This is a genomic window from Mucilaginibacter achroorhodeus, from assembly GCF_007846095.1.
Taxonomy (GTDB): Bacteria; Bacteroidota; Bacteroidia; order Sphingobacteriales; family Sphingobacteriaceae; genus Mucilaginibacter; species Mucilaginibacter achroorhodeus.
Genome location: NZ_VOEI01000008.1, coordinates 63,645 through 79,390, shown reverse-complemented (window position 1 = coordinate 79,390; position 15,746 = coordinate 63,645). Strand labels below are relative to the sequence as shown.

At 44.2% G+C, this 15,746-nt stretch carries 12 protein-coding genes; 2 read left to right on the top strand and 10 right to left on the bottom strand.

What is annotated here, in order from left to right; all coding sequences use genetic code 11:
• Positions 1 to 65: 65 nt before the first annotated feature.
• Entirely contained in the window at positions 66 to 650 is a 585-nt protein-coding gene (locus FPZ42_RS18225) for a carboxymuconolactone decarboxylase family protein (RefSeq protein WP_146273302.1), read from the bottom strand.
• A 105-nt stretch (positions 651 to 755) separates the two neighbouring features.
• Positions 756 to 1,301: a peroxiredoxin gene (locus FPZ42_RS18220; protein WP_146273301.1), complete on the bottom strand. Its 546-nt coding sequence runs from the start codon at positions 1,299 to 1,301 to the stop codon at positions 756 to 758.
• A 240-nt stretch (positions 1,302 to 1,541) separates the two neighbouring features.
• Between FPZ42_RS18220 and FPZ42_RS18215 the strand changes: the two genes are divergently transcribed.
• The gene (locus FPZ42_RS18215; RefSeq protein ID WP_146273300.1) at positions 1,542 to 2,411 is read left to right on the top strand and encodes a PfkB family carbohydrate kinase; all 870 of its coding nucleotides are present in this window, start codon (positions 1,542 to 1,544) and stop codon (positions 2,409 to 2,411) included.
• A 256-nt stretch (positions 2,412 to 2,667) separates the two neighbouring features.
• Here FPZ42_RS18215 and FPZ42_RS18210 read toward each other — a convergent pair whose 3' ends face one another.
• On the bottom strand, positions 2,668 to 4,698 hold the full coding sequence (locus tag FPZ42_RS18210) for a prolyl oligopeptidase family serine peptidase (RefSeq protein ID WP_186458825.1): 2,031 nt from the start codon (positions 4,696 to 4,698) through the stop codon (positions 2,668 to 2,670).
• A 216-nt stretch (positions 4,699 to 4,914) separates the two neighbouring features.
• On the opposite strand from FPZ42_RS18210, the gene FPZ42_RS18205 reads away from it, so the two are divergent.
• Positions 4,915 to 6,045, top strand: a complete 1,131-nt coding sequence (locus tag FPZ42_RS18205; protein WP_146273298.1) for a serine hydrolase domain-containing protein — start codon at positions 4,915 to 4,917, stop codon at positions 6,043 to 6,045.
• A 100-nt stretch (positions 6,046 to 6,145) separates the two neighbouring features.
• On the opposite strand, the gene FPZ42_RS18200 is transcribed toward FPZ42_RS18205, so the two are convergent.
• The 7 genes from FPZ42_RS18200 to recG form a co-directional block, all read right to left on the bottom strand.
• Positions 6,146 to 7,426, bottom strand: a complete 1,281-nt coding sequence (locus tag FPZ42_RS18200) for an MFS transporter (protein ID WP_146273297.1) — start codon at positions 7,424 to 7,426, stop codon at positions 6,146 to 6,148.
• Positions 7,427 to 7,431: 5 nt separating this feature from the next.
• Positions 7,432 to 7,656 (bottom strand): hypothetical protein, encoded by a 225-nt coding sequence (locus FPZ42_RS18195; RefSeq protein WP_146273296.1) that lies wholly within the window; start codon positions 7,654 to 7,656, stop codon positions 7,432 to 7,434.
• 11 nt (positions 7,657 to 7,667) lie between these two features.
• The gene (locus tag FPZ42_RS18190) at positions 7,668 to 8,258 is read right to left on the bottom strand and encodes a TetR/AcrR family transcriptional regulator (RefSeq protein ID WP_146273295.1); all 591 of its coding nucleotides are present in this window, start codon (positions 8,256 to 8,258) and stop codon (positions 7,668 to 7,670) included.
• Positions 8,259 to 8,919: 661 nt separating this feature from the next.
• Positions 8,920 to 10,704, bottom strand: coding sequence for a tetratricopeptide repeat protein (locus tag FPZ42_RS18185; protein WP_146273294.1), 1,785 nt, complete (start codon positions 10,702 to 10,704; stop codon positions 8,920 to 8,922).
• A 110-nt stretch (positions 10,705 to 10,814) separates the two neighbouring features.
• Positions 10,815 to 12,131, bottom strand: a complete 1,317-nt coding sequence (locus FPZ42_RS18180) for an MFS transporter (protein WP_146273293.1) — start codon at positions 12,129 to 12,131, stop codon at positions 10,815 to 10,817.
• Positions 12,132 to 12,203: 72 nt separating this feature from the next.
• Positions 12,204 to 13,586, bottom strand: a complete 1,383-nt coding sequence (locus FPZ42_RS18175) for a M20/M25/M40 family metallo-hydrolase (RefSeq protein WP_186458824.1) — start codon at positions 13,584 to 13,586, stop codon at positions 12,204 to 12,206.
• Between the two features lie 53 nt (positions 13,587 to 13,639).
• Entirely contained in the window at positions 13,640 to 15,745 is a 2,106-nt protein-coding gene (recG, locus tag FPZ42_RS18170) for an ATP-dependent DNA helicase RecG (protein ID WP_146273291.1), read from the bottom strand.
• Position 15,746 lies beyond the last annotated feature (1 nt).

The following is a 15,746-nucleotide window of genomic DNA, read 5'->3' as shown; positions in this document are numbered from 1 at the left end:
ATTAAGCCTTTTTTGTTGACAATGCCAAATAAGTGCAGCTAATAGTTTTGCACATTTTTTATTATTTAGAAAATTACTTTCCCCGTAGCTGTTACCAATGATGCAATTCTTACGGCATCAAAGATACGTTCTTCGGTTGTGCCTAAATTTATAAGCGAGTCTTCATGTGCGTTTACACACATCTCGCAGCCATTTACTGCAGATATGGCAAGGCTCATCAACTCAAAAAATTCTTTACCGGTAACAGGCTTCATCATTAATTGCATGCGGATACGTGCCGGTATCTGAGAATATTTTTCTTTTTGGGTAAAATGCCTGAAACGGTAGAAAATGTTGTTTGATGCCAGTAACGATGCACAGCCAACAGCCTCGGCAACTTCGGCATCGGTAGCTTCGTTTTGTTTGGCAACCGTGGTATAATACTGTATCAGCGGTTTGTTCTGGTTGTTAACCGCGGTGCTTAAACCAAGCAGGGCGCATTCTTTAGCGCTTAAGTGCTCTGATGTAAGTGTGCTGCTGAAGTTAAGTTTAAAATCGCGCAGGTAACGGCTTTCGCCTGTTTCTAAAAGTTGCAGCGCATCTGTACGGTAATCTGCCGGTTGGCCAATGCTGCCTAATATTTCCTGTATCAATTCGGTGCTTTCGCTCATGGTGTGTAGATATAAAAATGTGCAAAATCCGGATGCATAGATGGTACTAATTTGCACATCTGCACATCTGAAATTTGCACATCAGATAATTACTTATTTATATAATTATGCAGTTAAAGTTTCCTGGCCTTTTTCCCAGTTGCAAGGGCAAAGCTCGTCTGTTTGCAAACCGTCTAACACGCGTAATACTTCTTTAACGTTACGGCCAACATTAAGGTCGTTAACTGATACCCAACGGATAATGCCTTGTGGGTCGATGATGAAAGTAGCTCGGTAAGCGATCTTTTCGTTTGGCTCTAAAATACCCAGGTCTTCTGCCAATGATTTTGAAGTATCGGCAAGCATCGGGAATTTAAGGTCGCGAAGATCATCGTGGTGGGTTCTCCAGGCAGCATGAACAAACTCGCTGTCGGTAGAAGCGCCGATCAAACGGGTCTCACGGTCGCGGAACTCGCCGAAGTTTTTGTTGAACTCAGCAATCTCTGTAGGGCAAACAAAAGTGAAATCTTTTGGCCACCAGAACATTACTGTCCAAACGTTATCATCATTAGTAAGGTAGTCTGATGTAATGGTTTCAAACTCTTTACCTTTCTCTAAAGAAACAACGGCAGTTTTACTAAAAGCGGGAAATTTTTGTCCTATCGTTAACATAATGGATGTATTATTAAAATTACTGCAACAAAGATACGTTTTTGAGCTGTTGGGTACGCATTGGAAATATCTATGCGATATAAAGATTTTCTATAAATATTAACTGTTTGTATTGTAAAGGTTTATGGTTTACTGGTAGCTTTTTGTCAATATTTATTGCAGGTTTAAAACACCAATTGTAAATATTCTACTTAATGCTACATTTGTATCCCCGCGTAACATTTAATTCATATCCTTTTAATGTTGTACGATATCTGTTGTATTGGGCATATCACCCTCGATAAAGTTGTTACCCCCAGGGCCGAGAAGCACATGGCCGGTGGTACTGCTTTTTATTTCTCGAATGCCATCCGCAACATGGATGTGAAATACAAACTGGTTACCGCCGTTGCCGAAAGCGAATTGCCAAGCGTAAAAAAGCTTACTGATAAGGGCATCGAGGTAAAAGCTGTTCCGAGCGCGCATAGTGTTTATTTTGAGAATATCTATGGCGATAATCAGGATAACCGTACGCAGCGTGTTTTGCAAAAGGCAGATGCGTTCACCAGCCAAGACCTGCAGGATACCGAAGCCGTGATCTTCCATTTGGGCGCGCTGCTGGCAGATGATATGTCGACCGACTTTATCAAGTCATTATTTCAGCGAGGTAATGTTTCTGTTGATGCCCAGGGTTACCTGCGCGAGGTGGTGGACCAACAGGTACATGCCATTGACTGGGCCGACAAACGCGAAGCCCTGCAATATGTAGACATACTGAAAGTAAACGAACACGAACTGGAAGTACTTACCGGCCTCAGCGATATTAAAGAAGGTGCTAAAGTATTAGCAGAATGGGGCGTTAAAGAAGTAGTGGTAACGCTGGGCAGCATGGGCTCCGTTATCCTTAACGACAATATTTTTTACACCATACCGGCCTACAAGCCTACCGAAGTAGTGGATGCTACCGGTTGCGGCGATACATACATGGCCGGCTACCTCTACAAACGCGTTAAAGGCATCTATATACAACAAGCAGGCGAATTTGCCGCCGCCATGGCAGGATTGAAAATAGAAACCTCCGGGCCTTTTGAGGGGACCGAGGAAGATGTTCTGGCGATGATGAACAGGTAGTATCTGTTATAAAACGTAATGCCCAATTTATTTCGGCATCCCACATGTTGAGTCTTGCATAGGCACTCCGCTTGCGTAAGCTGGAAGTTTACGTCATTTTAGGTCGAAGTTAGAAACTTCGACCAGTGAGGTGTGGAACAATATAAAGCCGTTATATAAATATGTCATTGCGAGCGATAGCGTGGCAATCTCGTCGCTTGTAAGCAAACGCGATGAGATTGCCGCGTCGCTACGCTCCTCGCAATGACACCGTTTCTTACATCCCCAACTGGTTCATCACATACTCAAAAATAAACGTCCAGTTATCTATGGATTGCTGGGTGCTTTGGCCGCTGCCGTGGCCGCTGTCAAAATCCATGTGGAGGATGATAGGGCTGGTTTGGCCGGGGTTGTTCTGCAACGCCGCTACAAACTTTTTGGCGTTCATCGGGTCAACACGGGTATCGTTGGCACCGGCGGTTACCAGCGTCGGTGGCACGTTTACACCCATGCGGATGTTTTGGTAAGGTGAGTAACGCAGCAACCAGCGGAACTGCTCTGGATCTTCTGATGAACCATACTCGGGTATCCAATAGCGTGCTATCAGGAATTTGTGGTAACGCAGCATATCCAGCAATGGTACTTCACATACAATAGCTTTAAACAGGTCGGGGCGCTGGGTTGCTGCTGCCCCCATTAATAAGCCGCCGTTGCTGCCACCAAGGGCTACAATCTTACTTTCAGTAGTGTACTTCTCTTTTATCAGCCACTCTGCGCAGGCGTAGAAATCGTCAAAGCTGTTTTGCTTTTTGGCCAGCATCCCATCCAGGTGCCATTTTTCGCCAAACTCGTCGCCGCCACGGATGCCCGGCTGAACAACTATACCACCGGCTTTGATGAACGGCGCATAAAAACCATAATACCCCGGCTTAATGCCCGACTGGAAACCACCATAGGCTGTCAACAACACCGGGTTTTTGCCGTCCATCTTGATGTCCTTACGATGCACCACAAATACCGGCACACGGCTGCCATCTTTAGAGGTGTAGAATTTGATCTCGCCGGTAATATCGCTCATGTCAACCGGTAGTTGGCGCTGGTAAAACAGCTTCCACTTATAATCCTTTGGCGAACAGACGTAGGTTTTTGGGGTAGAGGTGAAGGTAACCAGCGAAATGTAAAGCTTATCCTCTTCACGGTCGTAACTCATGCTGCCAATGCTGCCTTCCTCCGGCAATGGTACCGGGCGAAGCTTCTTTCCTTTAATGTCGTAAATGGTAAGGCGGCTTTGTATGTCCTTCTTATCCTGTACAATAATGTTATTGCCTTTGGTTACCACAAAATCTTCCATTACGGTGCTGCTCTCCGGGATAAGCACTTTCCAGTTCTTATAATCAGGATGAAGCTTATCAGCTACCATTAAGCGGCTGTTTGGCGCATTATCGTTGGTTTTGATGTAAAGCTTATCGCCAATGGCTTCCGGGTAGGCCTGGAATTTTTTACTGTTGTAGATCAGCTTGCCATCTTTGAGGCTGCCGGTTGGGCGCATCTTTAAACTGTTTGAGTAAAAATCGCCCTCGCCGCTAAAGGTAACATCACTGTAACGGTTATCATAAATAAAGAAGCTGTTCTTGGCATCGGCCGTTGTGCCTACAAATGTTGCCTTTTCAATAGGGTCGCCAACCTTTATATAGTAAGTTTTAAGCGGGCGCTGCTTATCCACATCCTCCTGCGTGCGCAAGGTTACGTAGGCATGCTGCTGATCTTTACACCATTGAAAACCGCTGGTGCCGGTCAATGGTTCGTGGATCTGTTTGCCGGTGCGGGTATCAATAAAATAAACAGTGTTTACCTCGGCACCGCTTTTTTGGGCGCTTATAGCAGCGCGTTCGCCATCGTAGGTGTAAGAAATGCCACTGGTAGATATCTTTCCATCAGGGTCGAGCGTTACCGGGTCCCATATCAATATCTTTTTACCATCAATAATGGTGTAGGTTTTATATTGCTTATCGCCTTTCTTTTTCACCGTTTGGAAAACTCGTTTGCCTACGTTGTTTAACGGACCTTCGTAATCCATGTTCAGGTATGCCGAGATGCCGGCTTTAAGGTCAGGGTGTGTTTTTTGGGTCTTGTTCAGATACTCGACACCATAGTCGTGCTGCTTTTTGGTCCACTCAATTACGTCAGGGTCTTTCTTATCCTCCAGCCAACGATAGTAATCGGTAAGCTGGACCCCATGCAGGGTATCAACAACGGGTTTGGCTTTTGTTTTTGGCGGATCGAATTTTACTTGAGCTTGTGCAGCCATAGCGACGGTAGTAATTAGGGTGAGTAGCAGGCCTTTTTTCATTGCGATATCGATAAGGATAATGAGCTAAATATATACAAAGAAGTTGTTGGTGGCAACAGCAGCCCATTATTGATAAGATATAAAACCCCAAGGATGTTCATCTACAAAACTATATTTCATAAACAGCGCAACCTTTACCGCCTTTCTATCATCTACTAAACAAACCTACGCAGTATGAAAAAAGTTGCCATTGTATTATTTACGGTATTATTCGGATTTACCTGTAGTGCCCAAAATGCCAAAGAAAAACTGACCGATAATAAAATGACTACCAAGTTCGACTCGGTGGTTGATAACTTTGTTTCGGCGTTTATGAATGCTGGCCCACGAGTTGGTATTTCCATTGGGATCATCAAAGATGGCAGCTCCCTTATTTACAATTATGGTACAACGGTAAAAGGGAAAAAGCAACTCCCAACCGGTAATTCAGTTTATGAATTGGCCTCTATAACTAAAACATTCAGCTCGGCTTTGCTTGCAAAAGCAGTTATAGATAAAAAGGTAAATCTTAACGATGATATCAGGCTGTATTTAGACGGAAAATATCCCAACTTAGCATACAATGGTATACCCATTAAACTGGTTAATTTAGCTAATCTTACCTCTGGCTTGCCCAATTGGATGCCCGATAACAGAGACCTTTTCAGTAAGGCCAACCCGGATTCTATTGCGGATATCCTGGATGCTATACATAAGAAGTACAGCCGTGCACAGCTTTACCGCGATCTCCATAGCGTAAAACTGGACACCGTCCCCGGCGCGGTCACAAGGCATTGTAATACCGCAGCGCAGTTACTGGGGTATATCATGGAACGTGTGTATGGTGCCCCTATAGATAAATTGTTTGAGCAGTACTTTGCAAAGCCACTAAAGATGAAAAACAGTACTTTTTTGTCTGAAGGCAGACTTCCGGCCAACCTGGCAACAGGGTATGACGGTAAGGGAAGAATTATGCCATTTGTTGTTTGGGACGATCTGCGGGTGGCGGCAAGCCTTGCTTCAACCGCTAATGATATGTTAAAATATATGGCATACCAAATGGATGAAAAAAATCCTGATGTGTTGCTTAGCCATCAGCCGACTAACGGAACGCCGGATAAAGGCGCTATCGCATTAAATTGGAAAGTGAATATGACGGACAAAGGCACACGCAAGTTTTCTCATACTGGCGGAAGTTTAGGCTTTAGCAGTTACATCGTTTTCTACCCGGATAAGAAGACTGGGATAGTATTGCTTACCAATGAGGCAGACCCAGCCGCGCAAGGCGCCTTGATCAATTTGGCCGACAACATAATCAAGCCCTAAGCTGATTATTAATAGAGAAGTGCGGATAGCAACAGCATAACAAGGATTAACATCTGTTTTATTATATAAAACAGATGTTAAATTTTAAAAGCCTTTTAAGTTAAGCCCCTTCCGGCAAAAAGGCATCTTCGGGTATAGCATTAGGCTTGCTACCTTCCATTTTTCTTTTGGTCATTTTATCAACCCGCCACATTAAACCTATACTGATAATAGAAATTACTACAATTACATAGCCTACGATATTGTAATGCTGTAACGGTGCGCCTTTGGCTGCCTGGGTAACTATTTTACCCGCAGCTATGGCCGCAATACCGCCTGCAATTTGCTGTAACGATGAGTTAATGCTCATGAAAGCCCCGCGGTCGGCGGCATCAGGTATGGCACTTGTAAGAGCCGATGATGGGATCATCCTGCTCATTACACCTATCATCATCATAATGTTGAATACCATTATTAGCGGTAAAGGTGTTACGCCCAAATTGGTGTACAGCACGCAGGTTATCATCATCCACACAGAGGCTGCAACAAATATTTTAAACTTATCTATTTTATCGCTCAGCTTACCTACAAACGGCATTACTACCAGTGAGCTGATGCCTGATACCATTAGCAGCATGGTTAGCTGGTTATAGTTTACGCCGAGGTTATTAACGGCAAAGGTGCTGCCGAACGGCATCATCATAAAACCACCTATAGATAGTAACGCAGTTGATGTAAATGCTATACGGTAGTTGCTGTTTGATAGTGTTTTACCCAGGTGCGCAAATGCCGATGTACCCTTTTGCAGCGCAAGGTGTGCGGTAAGTGGTTTAAGATACATGGCAATAGTTATCGCGATTAAGATACTTAAGCCGGCAACCATCCAAAACGGCGCTTCCCATTGCCAAAGCGTTGCTATGTATATCCCGATAGGTACACCCAACACCTGGCTGGCGCCAAAGCCCATTTGTATAAAGCTCATTACCTGGCCGCGTTTCTCTAACGGAAATACATCGGTAATAATAGCCATTGATATTGATCCGATAACGCCGCCGAATAAACCGGTAACAATACGTGCAGCCACCAATGCCGCATAGCTATGTGCGAGGCCGCAAAATATAGTGCCTACAATAAAGCCGCAATAAAAGAAAAGCAGCAGCTTTTTGCGGTCAAATTTATCGGCGAATGCTGCGGTTAGCAGGCCGCTGATGCCTGCGCTTATGGCATAACCGGATACAGCTACCCCAAAGGCAGATGGTTTAAGCGAAAGTGCTTTCATCAGCATATCGCCAAGAGGCGACATTACCATAAAATCAAGTATTACGGTAAACTGGGTGATAGCCAGGATGAATATTACAAATTTTTGGTATCCCGATAGGGGAACCGATTGTTCTGATCTCATTTTGTTTAGGTTAGTTCACAGCACTGGTGGCCGTGTTTGTTTAATAACTGAATAATTTGGCGATGGCCGATGGTTGGTGATATGATACGTAACACGCAGTCTTCATCTTCCATATCTATACTCCAACTTTCTACAGCATGGTCATTGTCCAGCAGGGTGTGCAGCAACTGTTTATCGCTATCACAGTTGATGTTGGTTTTAAAAAGTAATATATGTTCAAAGCCTTCCATAAGTTTTGATGTTATTTCTTAAATGCCTTTATTACCAGGTCAAACGTTGTCCATAAGATCTCATCCGTCATTTTAAAGGGACGGCCACCCATGCTCTTGCCTTCCTGGTCAAAGCGGATGAGCGAGTACAGCGGGCCGTAAGCTATAGACCAATAGGTTTCAAAAGGCATTTCTTGCAGTTCGCCGCGTGCAACAGCGTTGTTCATAAACGATCCCATGGCCAGTTTAAAATCTGCAAGAAAGCTTTCCAAAAATTCCTGCTGGTAGCTCGAGCTCCGTAACTGCTCAAAAAAACCGTTCATCATCGGGTTATCTCTAACGTACTGGTACCTGTTACGCCACTGCACACGCAAACCTTCTTCAAAAGACATCGAAGCATCAAAGTCCTTTGTAATGGTATCACTCATGCCCCGGCCTTCTTCCTTAGCTATATTGACGATCAAGTCGTCCCTATCTTTATAATAAATGTAAAGTGTTGCCACAGATATGTTGCAGGCACGGGCCAGCTTGTTCATGCTAAACCCTTCCAGGCCCTCTTTTACGATCAGTTCTATCGCGGTTTTTTTTACCAGTTCAACTTTATTATTATCTCTTATGCGCATAGTTCGTTACAAATATAAATGAATGTTCATTTATTTATAGAATGTTTTTAAATAAAAAAAGCGCACCGAGAGGTTGCGCTTTGTAGGGGTAGTTATTGGTTATGGAAATATTTTGATATACGATTGGGTAGCGAGCACCATGTACACTATCGGGCAAAATGCCCGATAGGTAATGATGCACACAATTGATTCAGAAAATCCCCCTTCTAAATCGTATTAATTAGTGTCTTTTTATTTTCTGATTTTTCCCAAACGCTACCGTACACATTTGTGGCCCTTTGGCACAAATTACATTCGTAGCGTTTAATAGGAAGCCAAAACAAAAGTGTTTTAACTAAGGGTTGTCTTTTAACCCGGAAGGATAGGCGCCCCCGCTCACAGTGCGGGCATTTCTTTGTTTGTTTGGTCTGCATAAGGGGTACAGTAAACGTTTAAAAAATTTTTAGTTTATTCAATATTTTTGTAACCTTCTATATACGTTATTTCGTATAACTCTTAAAAGTTACCTCCGCTATTAATCAAGTGTTAATGGCAGAGCTATTATTTAATTTGGGGGAACAGCTTATTTAATTACAAATATCAGCGTAAAACTGATTTTTGTAGATTTTTTGGGGTGGACAAAATCGCGACAAATGCGTTTTTATATAGCAAAAGGCTCTTTTTAGAGTTTATTTACCACATTTTCTATCTCATCACCTTCATCCAGGTTCATTTTTTTACGAAGGCGTTGTTTAGCTTTCTTTACTCCATCTACCGTTATGCCCAGCATGCCGGCCATTTCTTTATTATTAAGTTTTAGCTTGATCAAGGCAAGCAGCCGTACATCTGTATCAGATAATCCTTGGTGATTATGCCGTACGTTGTACAAAAAGTCAGGGTGTACCTTGATAAATAATTTTTTAAAATCCTCCCAGCTATCATCTGTCATGATGTGGGCCTGCATCAGCTTCTCAATGTTGGCCGCAAAGTCGCGGTCGGTTACGTTGCTTTGCAGCTTTTCGAGCTCAGTTTTAAATTCTTCGATGATCTCGTTTTTCTGCTTCAGGTTTTCAGTGTAGCCGCTCAAGGCGTCTTCCGCGTTTTTGTGTTCCTCTTCAATACGTCGCAATTCAGATGCTAATAATTCTTTATCTTTTTGTGTTTTTAACCATTGGTGGTTAAATATGAACACCCCGATGATGATGATCAGTATTAAGCCTAAGATGACGGTGTATTGTTTGTAAGAATTTAATTCTGCAGTTTTCTGCAGGTCCTTGTAATCTTCAAAACTTTTCTCTTTTGTCCACTTAAGTCTTACGCGTTCAATTGCAGTAACGTTATCCCGTTCGGCAAGGGTATCTTTTAGTTGCTCAGATAAGAGTCGGTAATGTTCGGCAAGGGTAGTGTTGTTTGATCGTTCTTTAACCTGTGCCAGTAACTCAAAATATTCAATGCGCTCTTTAAGCACGTTCTCTTTAGTAGTTAATAAAACCCGGTTGGCGGTATCAAGCTGGCCTACCGCAAGTTTCACGTTATTAAAATGAAGGCTTATTTTCGCAAGCCTGAGCATGGCAATAGCACAGTTTCCACCTTCATCGTACTTTACAGATTGCTCATAATCTTCCCTAACCAGCGGTAAAGCTTCTTTATACCGTTTTTGCATAACGTAAACCGAGCCTATATTACCTTTTGCCAAGGCTATCCATATACTATCCCGCAGTTGCTCGGCAAGTTTTAGGGCTTTGTCAAAATAATTAAGGGCCAGCGGGTAATTGTTGCTGTTGCGGTAGGTAAGCCCTATCGTATTTAAAACGTTAACACGGGTGCGCGATGCTTCGGGCTGATATGTAAGCGCATTTTTAAGATTTTCCCGGGCATCTTCATAATCGCCGAGTGAGTAGTAAAAGTTCGACGTCTCTGAGAAAAGATTTCCCATACCGGGCACTTTACTGTAACCAACCTCCCGTAAATTACGATCGGATAGGAGATAATATTTGGCCGCCTCAACATTTTGCTTGTAGAGCGCAAAGTAGTTGGCAATACGATGCTGATAAATGCCGGCCAGCATTTGGTCTTTCTTTTCTTCGGCAAGGGAGATGGCCTGTTTGTAATATTTGGTGCTTAGCTCATTGTAGCCATTGTTAACGGAGTAATAATCGGCCCGGAGATCATATACCGCGCATTGAAGCGGGATGTCATTAAGTTTGATGGCGATCTTATTGAGATCATCAATGGTGCGCATGGCATCAACCTCGGTCATTTTTCTGGCAGGGCGGCTCAGTCTGCGCGCAGCTTCAACTCTCCCGTCAGCAGATGAGTCTTTTAGGGTTTCAAAAATTCCGGGGCGATAAGTTTGTGTTTGAAGTAGCTTTTGGGCTTTGCAAAACGTCGGGATGTAAAGCAGCAGCCACAGCATGGCCACGCTAAACATACAGACCTTTAAGATGTGCAATCTCTTTTTGGTCACTGGGTTTAAGTTATTTATTTAAGCAGGGGGATTATCCCGCTAAGGTAATAAACCAGTGTAGATTACCGAAAAAAGATTTTCACCTATTATTTAAGTGCTTTTCGCCCTGATTAAGCCACTTTTTCGCCCGCTTGCGGTGTGTGTATCTCTGTGAGCGAAAGCGGCAGCAATTTTTTAGTTTTCAGGAAAGTGAGTGTAACGATCAAAATAGTCATGCTGCCACCAAAGATCACGGCCGGGACCGTACCCATAAGTTTGGCCGCCACACCCGATTCAAAATCGCCTATTTCATTTGAAGAACCGATGAACATAGAGTTAACTGCTGACACGCGCCCGCGCATGTGGTCAGGAGTTAACAACTGCATTAACGTGCCCCTGATGATAACACTTACACTATCAAAAGCACCCTGCAAGAATAAGAATATAAGCGATAGGTAGAATACCCTCGATAAACCGAAGCCAATTATTGCTAAACCAAACCCTGCCACTGCAATGAGCAAATTGCGCCATGGGCGATTCATGGGAGAGAAGCGTACCATCGTTATCATGGTGAGGGCTGCACCTAATGATGTTGCCATACGCATGATGCCCAAGCCTTCGGGCCCAACCTTAAGAATATCTAAAGCAAACACCGGAAGCAAAGCTACCACGCCGCCGAAGAAAACAGAAAATAGGTCAAGGCTCATGGCGTAAAACATGATCTTGTTGGTGAAAACAAAGTCGAGACCTTCTTTTAAGCTTTTCCAGATGTTCTCTTTTGGCACAAATACAGGCGGGAATTTCCTTAGCAGGTAAACTAACACTAAAGCTACCAGCAAAAATGCCAGTATAATTACAAAGGTAGCAGTGATACCGCTTAAGCCTGGAATGATATGCCCTGCAAAGCCGTAAATGGCACCACCTGTTAGCGGCCCCAATATAGATGCTACCTGCCAGCTGGAACTGCTCCAGGTGCTGCCGTTGGGGTATAAGTCCTTTGGAATGCTGTTGGCGTATATCACAAATGTTGCAGGGCCATAAAATGCACGGGCAAGTCCGTTGCAAAAAATCATGGCATACAGGGTTGGCAGTATCCAGGCGTGATGGATGTAGGCTTTTAAACTATCAAGCGTTACCGTGAACATGGCCAGCGCGGCCACAAATACGCCTGCAAAAATAATGAGCAGCATTTTTCGCTTTTCATATTTATCTGCAATGTATCCACCATAAAGGGCGATACCTACCGCAGGTATAGCTTCGGCAAGGCCGATAAACGCAATAGCTATTTTGCTGTGCGTTAGCTGGTAGATATAGAAACCCAGCACCGTGGTTTGCATTTGATATGCAAACGTGAAAAAGAAGCGCATGCCGATGTACGACCGAAAATCTTTATAGCGTAATGCGGCAAATGAATCTACTTTCTGGGGGGCGGAGTCGTCTGTTGACACGATGATGTGATTAAAGGCCGCAAGTTACGACAGCTTACCCGCGGTGCAAAACGTTTGATTGTAAAACTTTTATTAGTTTAAGCCGTGCTGGTCTATGAGGTAAACCATGCTGGCAATGGCTGCAGCCCCTAAATGTAATTCGCGCTTGTTTACATTTTCAAATACATCGTTAGCGGTGTGGTGGATGTCAAAATAACGCTGCGAATCGGGCCTGAAACCGATGAGTTTGATAGAGGGTACGGTCTCTTTAAGCGGGCCGATGTCTGTACCCCCTCCGCCTTCTACCAGCCTGTCGGCTTCGTAAGGCTCAAGCAAGTTCTTAAATTTTGCGTTTACCTGTTTAATAAAAGCAGGAGAGGCACCCTCAAAGCTGAAACCGCGAGGAGTAAAACCGCCCTCATCAGTTTCAATAGCGGCAATATGCTCTTCCTTATCGGCAGCGGCTTGTTCTGCATATTTGATACCGCCTTTATGGCCGTTCTCTTCATTCATAAAAAATACTGCGCGGATGGAATTCTTCGGCTTATAACCGGTGGTTTTTAAAATGCGCAGCACCTCTACAGATTGCATAACCCCTGTGCCATCATCATGCGCGCCCTCTGCAAGGTCCCACGAGTCAAGGTGTCCGCCTACTGTGATAAATTTATTCGGATTCTCGCTACCCTTTATTTCTCCGATAACGTTGTATGATTTCACATCGGGGAGGGTTTGGCAGTTTTGTTTAAAGTAAAATTTAATTAGCGGGAGCTTACGTAACCTCAGCATGTTGCTCAACTTGTTAGCAGCGAGGGTTGATATGGCGGCCGCCGGGATTTTTGTAACCCCGTCTACGTAAACTGTACCGCCGGTATGTGGGTAATCATCCAGCGCAGGTGTAATAGAGCGTACTATTGCACCAACAGCACCGTATTTAGCCGCCGCCGATGGTCCTGCAAAGCGCTGAACGCCTGCCGCGCCGTAACCTGCCCCCGTTTCAATAAAGCGCTGATCGAATGCACCATTAAAGAATACTATTTTACCCTTTATTACGCTCTCGCCAAGTGTCTCAAGCTCTTTAATGCTTTTTACCTCTACAATGTTAGCGGTTATGCCGCTTGCCGGTGTTGCTATCGATGAGCCTAAAGCCGCTATAGGTACGGCAATTTTTTTATTACCATCAATAATGTAAGCCTGCTCTTTTGCACCGCGTACCCAATGCGGCACCATCACTTCCTGCAGGTACACCTTATCAAAACCATAACCATCCATCAGCTTTTTGCTCCAGGTAACAGCTTTCTCTGCACCGGCAGACCCGCTTAAACGCTGACCGATGTTCTTACACAAATAGCGAAGGTTGTCATAAGCCTGGCCGTTAACCAGCGCTTCGTCGTAAATTTTGCGGATGAATAGTGAGTCTTGCGCCTGAGAAGCAGTTGCAGAAAAAAACAAGGCGGCTAATAGTAGATATCTCTTCATGATAAGATGAGTGTTTAAGCAAATGTAATATTTGCAGGCGCAAATGCCAATCCTCAGGAAATCTTATCCCAGGTTAAACCGTCTTTTTTTTGATTGAATGCCCTGTTAAGTATCTGGTTTTCGGGCGATGCAAGCTGTGGGTCCTTGTCAAAGATCTCTATCACCATGTTGCGTGCCTGCTGCAATACTTCCTGATCTGTTGTAAGATCGGCAACTTTAAGATCGAGCACTCCGCTTTGCTGCGTACCTGCAATGTCGCCGGGGCCGCGTAGCTGCATATCTGTTTCCGCTATCTCAAAACCATTGTTAGTTTTCACCATGGTATTCAGTCTTATGCGGCCATCATTGCTTAGCTTTTCTTTACTCATCAAAATACAGTAAGACTGCTCGGCACCGCGCCCAACTCTGCCACGTAACTGGTGCAATTGCGACAGGCCAAAGCGTTCGGCATTTTCAATGATCATTACTGATGCGTTTGGTACATTTACGCCAACCTCTATCACTGTGGTAGCCACCATTATCTGCGTTTCGCCTTTAATAAAGCGCTGCATCTCAAAATCTTTTTCCGCGGCTTTAAGTTTACCGTGTACAATACTTATGCGGTATTGCGGTAACGGAAACTCGCGCGACATGATCTCTACACCATCCTGCAGGTTCTTCAGGTCAAGTTTTTCACTTTCCTGTATCAACGGGTAAACCACATAGATCTGCCGCCCCTTAGCTATTTCCTGTTTCATGAAACCGAACATACGCAGGCGCTGTGCTTCATAATAATGATGCGTTTGTATGGGCTTTCTGTTGGCAGGTAACTCATCAATTACAGAAATATCCAGGTCACCATACATGGTCATGGCCAGGGTGCGGGGGATAGGGGTAGCCGTCATCACCAGCATGTGCGGTGGTACAGTGGCTTTCTTCCAGAGTTTTGATCTTTGTTCAACACCAAAACGGTGTTGCTCATCAATAACTACCAGTCCCAGGTTTTTGTACTGTACCTTATCTTCAATTAAAGCATGTGTACCTACTAAAATGTGCAGCCGGCCATCTTCCAGGCGTTCATGAATACCTTTGCGTAGTTTTTGCGGAACAGAACCGGTGAGCAGGGCCACATCAACAAAACCTTCGCCAACCAGGCTTTTAATGGTTTCATAATGCTGTGTAGCCAAAATCTCGGTAGGTGCCATTATGCAGGTTTGAAAGCCGTTATCTATTGCCAGCAACATGCACATCAGCGCTACAACGGTTTTGCCGCTACCCACATCCCCCTGTAATAAACGGTTCATTTGTACACCACGCTGGGTGTCCAAACGGATCTCCTTTAATACCCGTTTTTGCGCGTTGGTTAGCGGGAAGGGGAGTTTATGATGGAAGAAATCGTTAAAGTAATCGCCTACCTTATCAAAAACATTACCCTTAAACTTTTGCGTATTCAGCAGTTTATTCTTAAAAAGTTTGAGCTGCAGAAAAAATAGCTCTTCAAACTTTAAGCGGTACTCTGCTTCTTTTAACTGGTTAGCATCCCCGGGAAAATGGATACAACGATAGGCCTCTGCACGGGCCATTAACTTAAAACGGTTTAAGATATATGCAGGCAGGTTTTCTTCAATGTCGCGGCTATGCTGCTCAAGCATCGAAGCAACAAGTTTTTGAATGCCCTTGCTATCTAAAGTAAACTGTTTTAATTTTTCTGTAGAGTTGTAAGCCGGTTGCAGGGTAAGGTTGCCTTTTTGGCGTGCGCCGGGTACGTAAAGATCCAGCTCGGGATGCGACATTTGGGTTTTGCCGTTAAAGAAACCCGGTTTACCAAATAATACGTAAACCTTTCCGATCTGAATTGTCTTCTCCACCCATTTTATGCCCTGGAACCAGGCGAGTTCAATAACGCCGGTATCGTCCTTAGCCTGCACTATCAGGCGCTTGGTGTGCTTTTCGCCCATTATTTCTTTACTGAAAACACGGGCTAATACCTGTACATAAGGCATATCGGGCTGTACGTCCTTTGCCTTATAAAAGCGGGTACGGTCAATATACTTGTAAGGGATATGCCTCAGCAGATCTTCAAAGGTGTAGATCTGCAGCTCTTTCTTAAGCACCTCGGCGCGAGAGAGGCCTACCCCTTTTAAATACTCAATAGGAGTTTGGAGATGCTGACTATTCAAG

What these genes read in the sequence shown, in the direction of transcription:
- FPZ42_RS18195 (WP_146273296.1), bottom strand. Translation starts at nt 7,656, where the DNA reads ATGGAAGGCTTTGAACATATATTACTTTTTAAAACCAACATCAACTGT.
- FPZ42_RS18205 (WP_146273298.1), top strand. Translation starts at nt 4,915, where the DNA reads ATGAAAAAAGTTGCCATTGTATTATTTACGGTATTATTCGGATTTACC.
- FPZ42_RS18190 (WP_146273295.1), bottom strand. Translation starts at nt 8,258, where the DNA reads ATGCGCATAAGAGATAATAATAAAGTTGAACTGGTAAAAAAAACCGCG.
- FPZ42_RS18220 (WP_146273301.1), bottom strand. Translation starts at nt 1,301, where the DNA reads ATGTTAACGATAGGACAAAAATTTCCCGCTTTTAGTAAAACTGCCGTT.
- FPZ42_RS18200 (WP_146273297.1), bottom strand. Translation starts at nt 7,426, where the DNA reads ATGAGATCAGAACAATCGGTTCCCCTATCGGGATACCAAAAATTTGTA.
- FPZ42_RS18175 (WP_186458824.1), bottom strand. Translation starts at nt 13,586, where the DNA reads ATGAAGAGATATCTACTATTAGCCGCCTTGTTTTTTTCTGCAACTGCT.
- FPZ42_RS18225 (WP_146273302.1), bottom strand. Translation starts at nt 650, where the DNA reads ATGAGCGAAAGCACCGAATTGATACAGGAAATATTAGGCAGCATTGGC.
- FPZ42_RS18215 (WP_146273300.1), top strand. Translation starts at nt 1,542, where the DNA reads ATGTTGTACGATATCTGTTGTATTGGGCATATCACCCTCGATAAAGTT.
- FPZ42_RS18210 (WP_186458825.1), bottom strand. Translation starts at nt 4,698, where the DNA reads ATGGCTGCACAAGCTCAAGTAAAATTCGATCCGCCAAAAACAAAAGCC.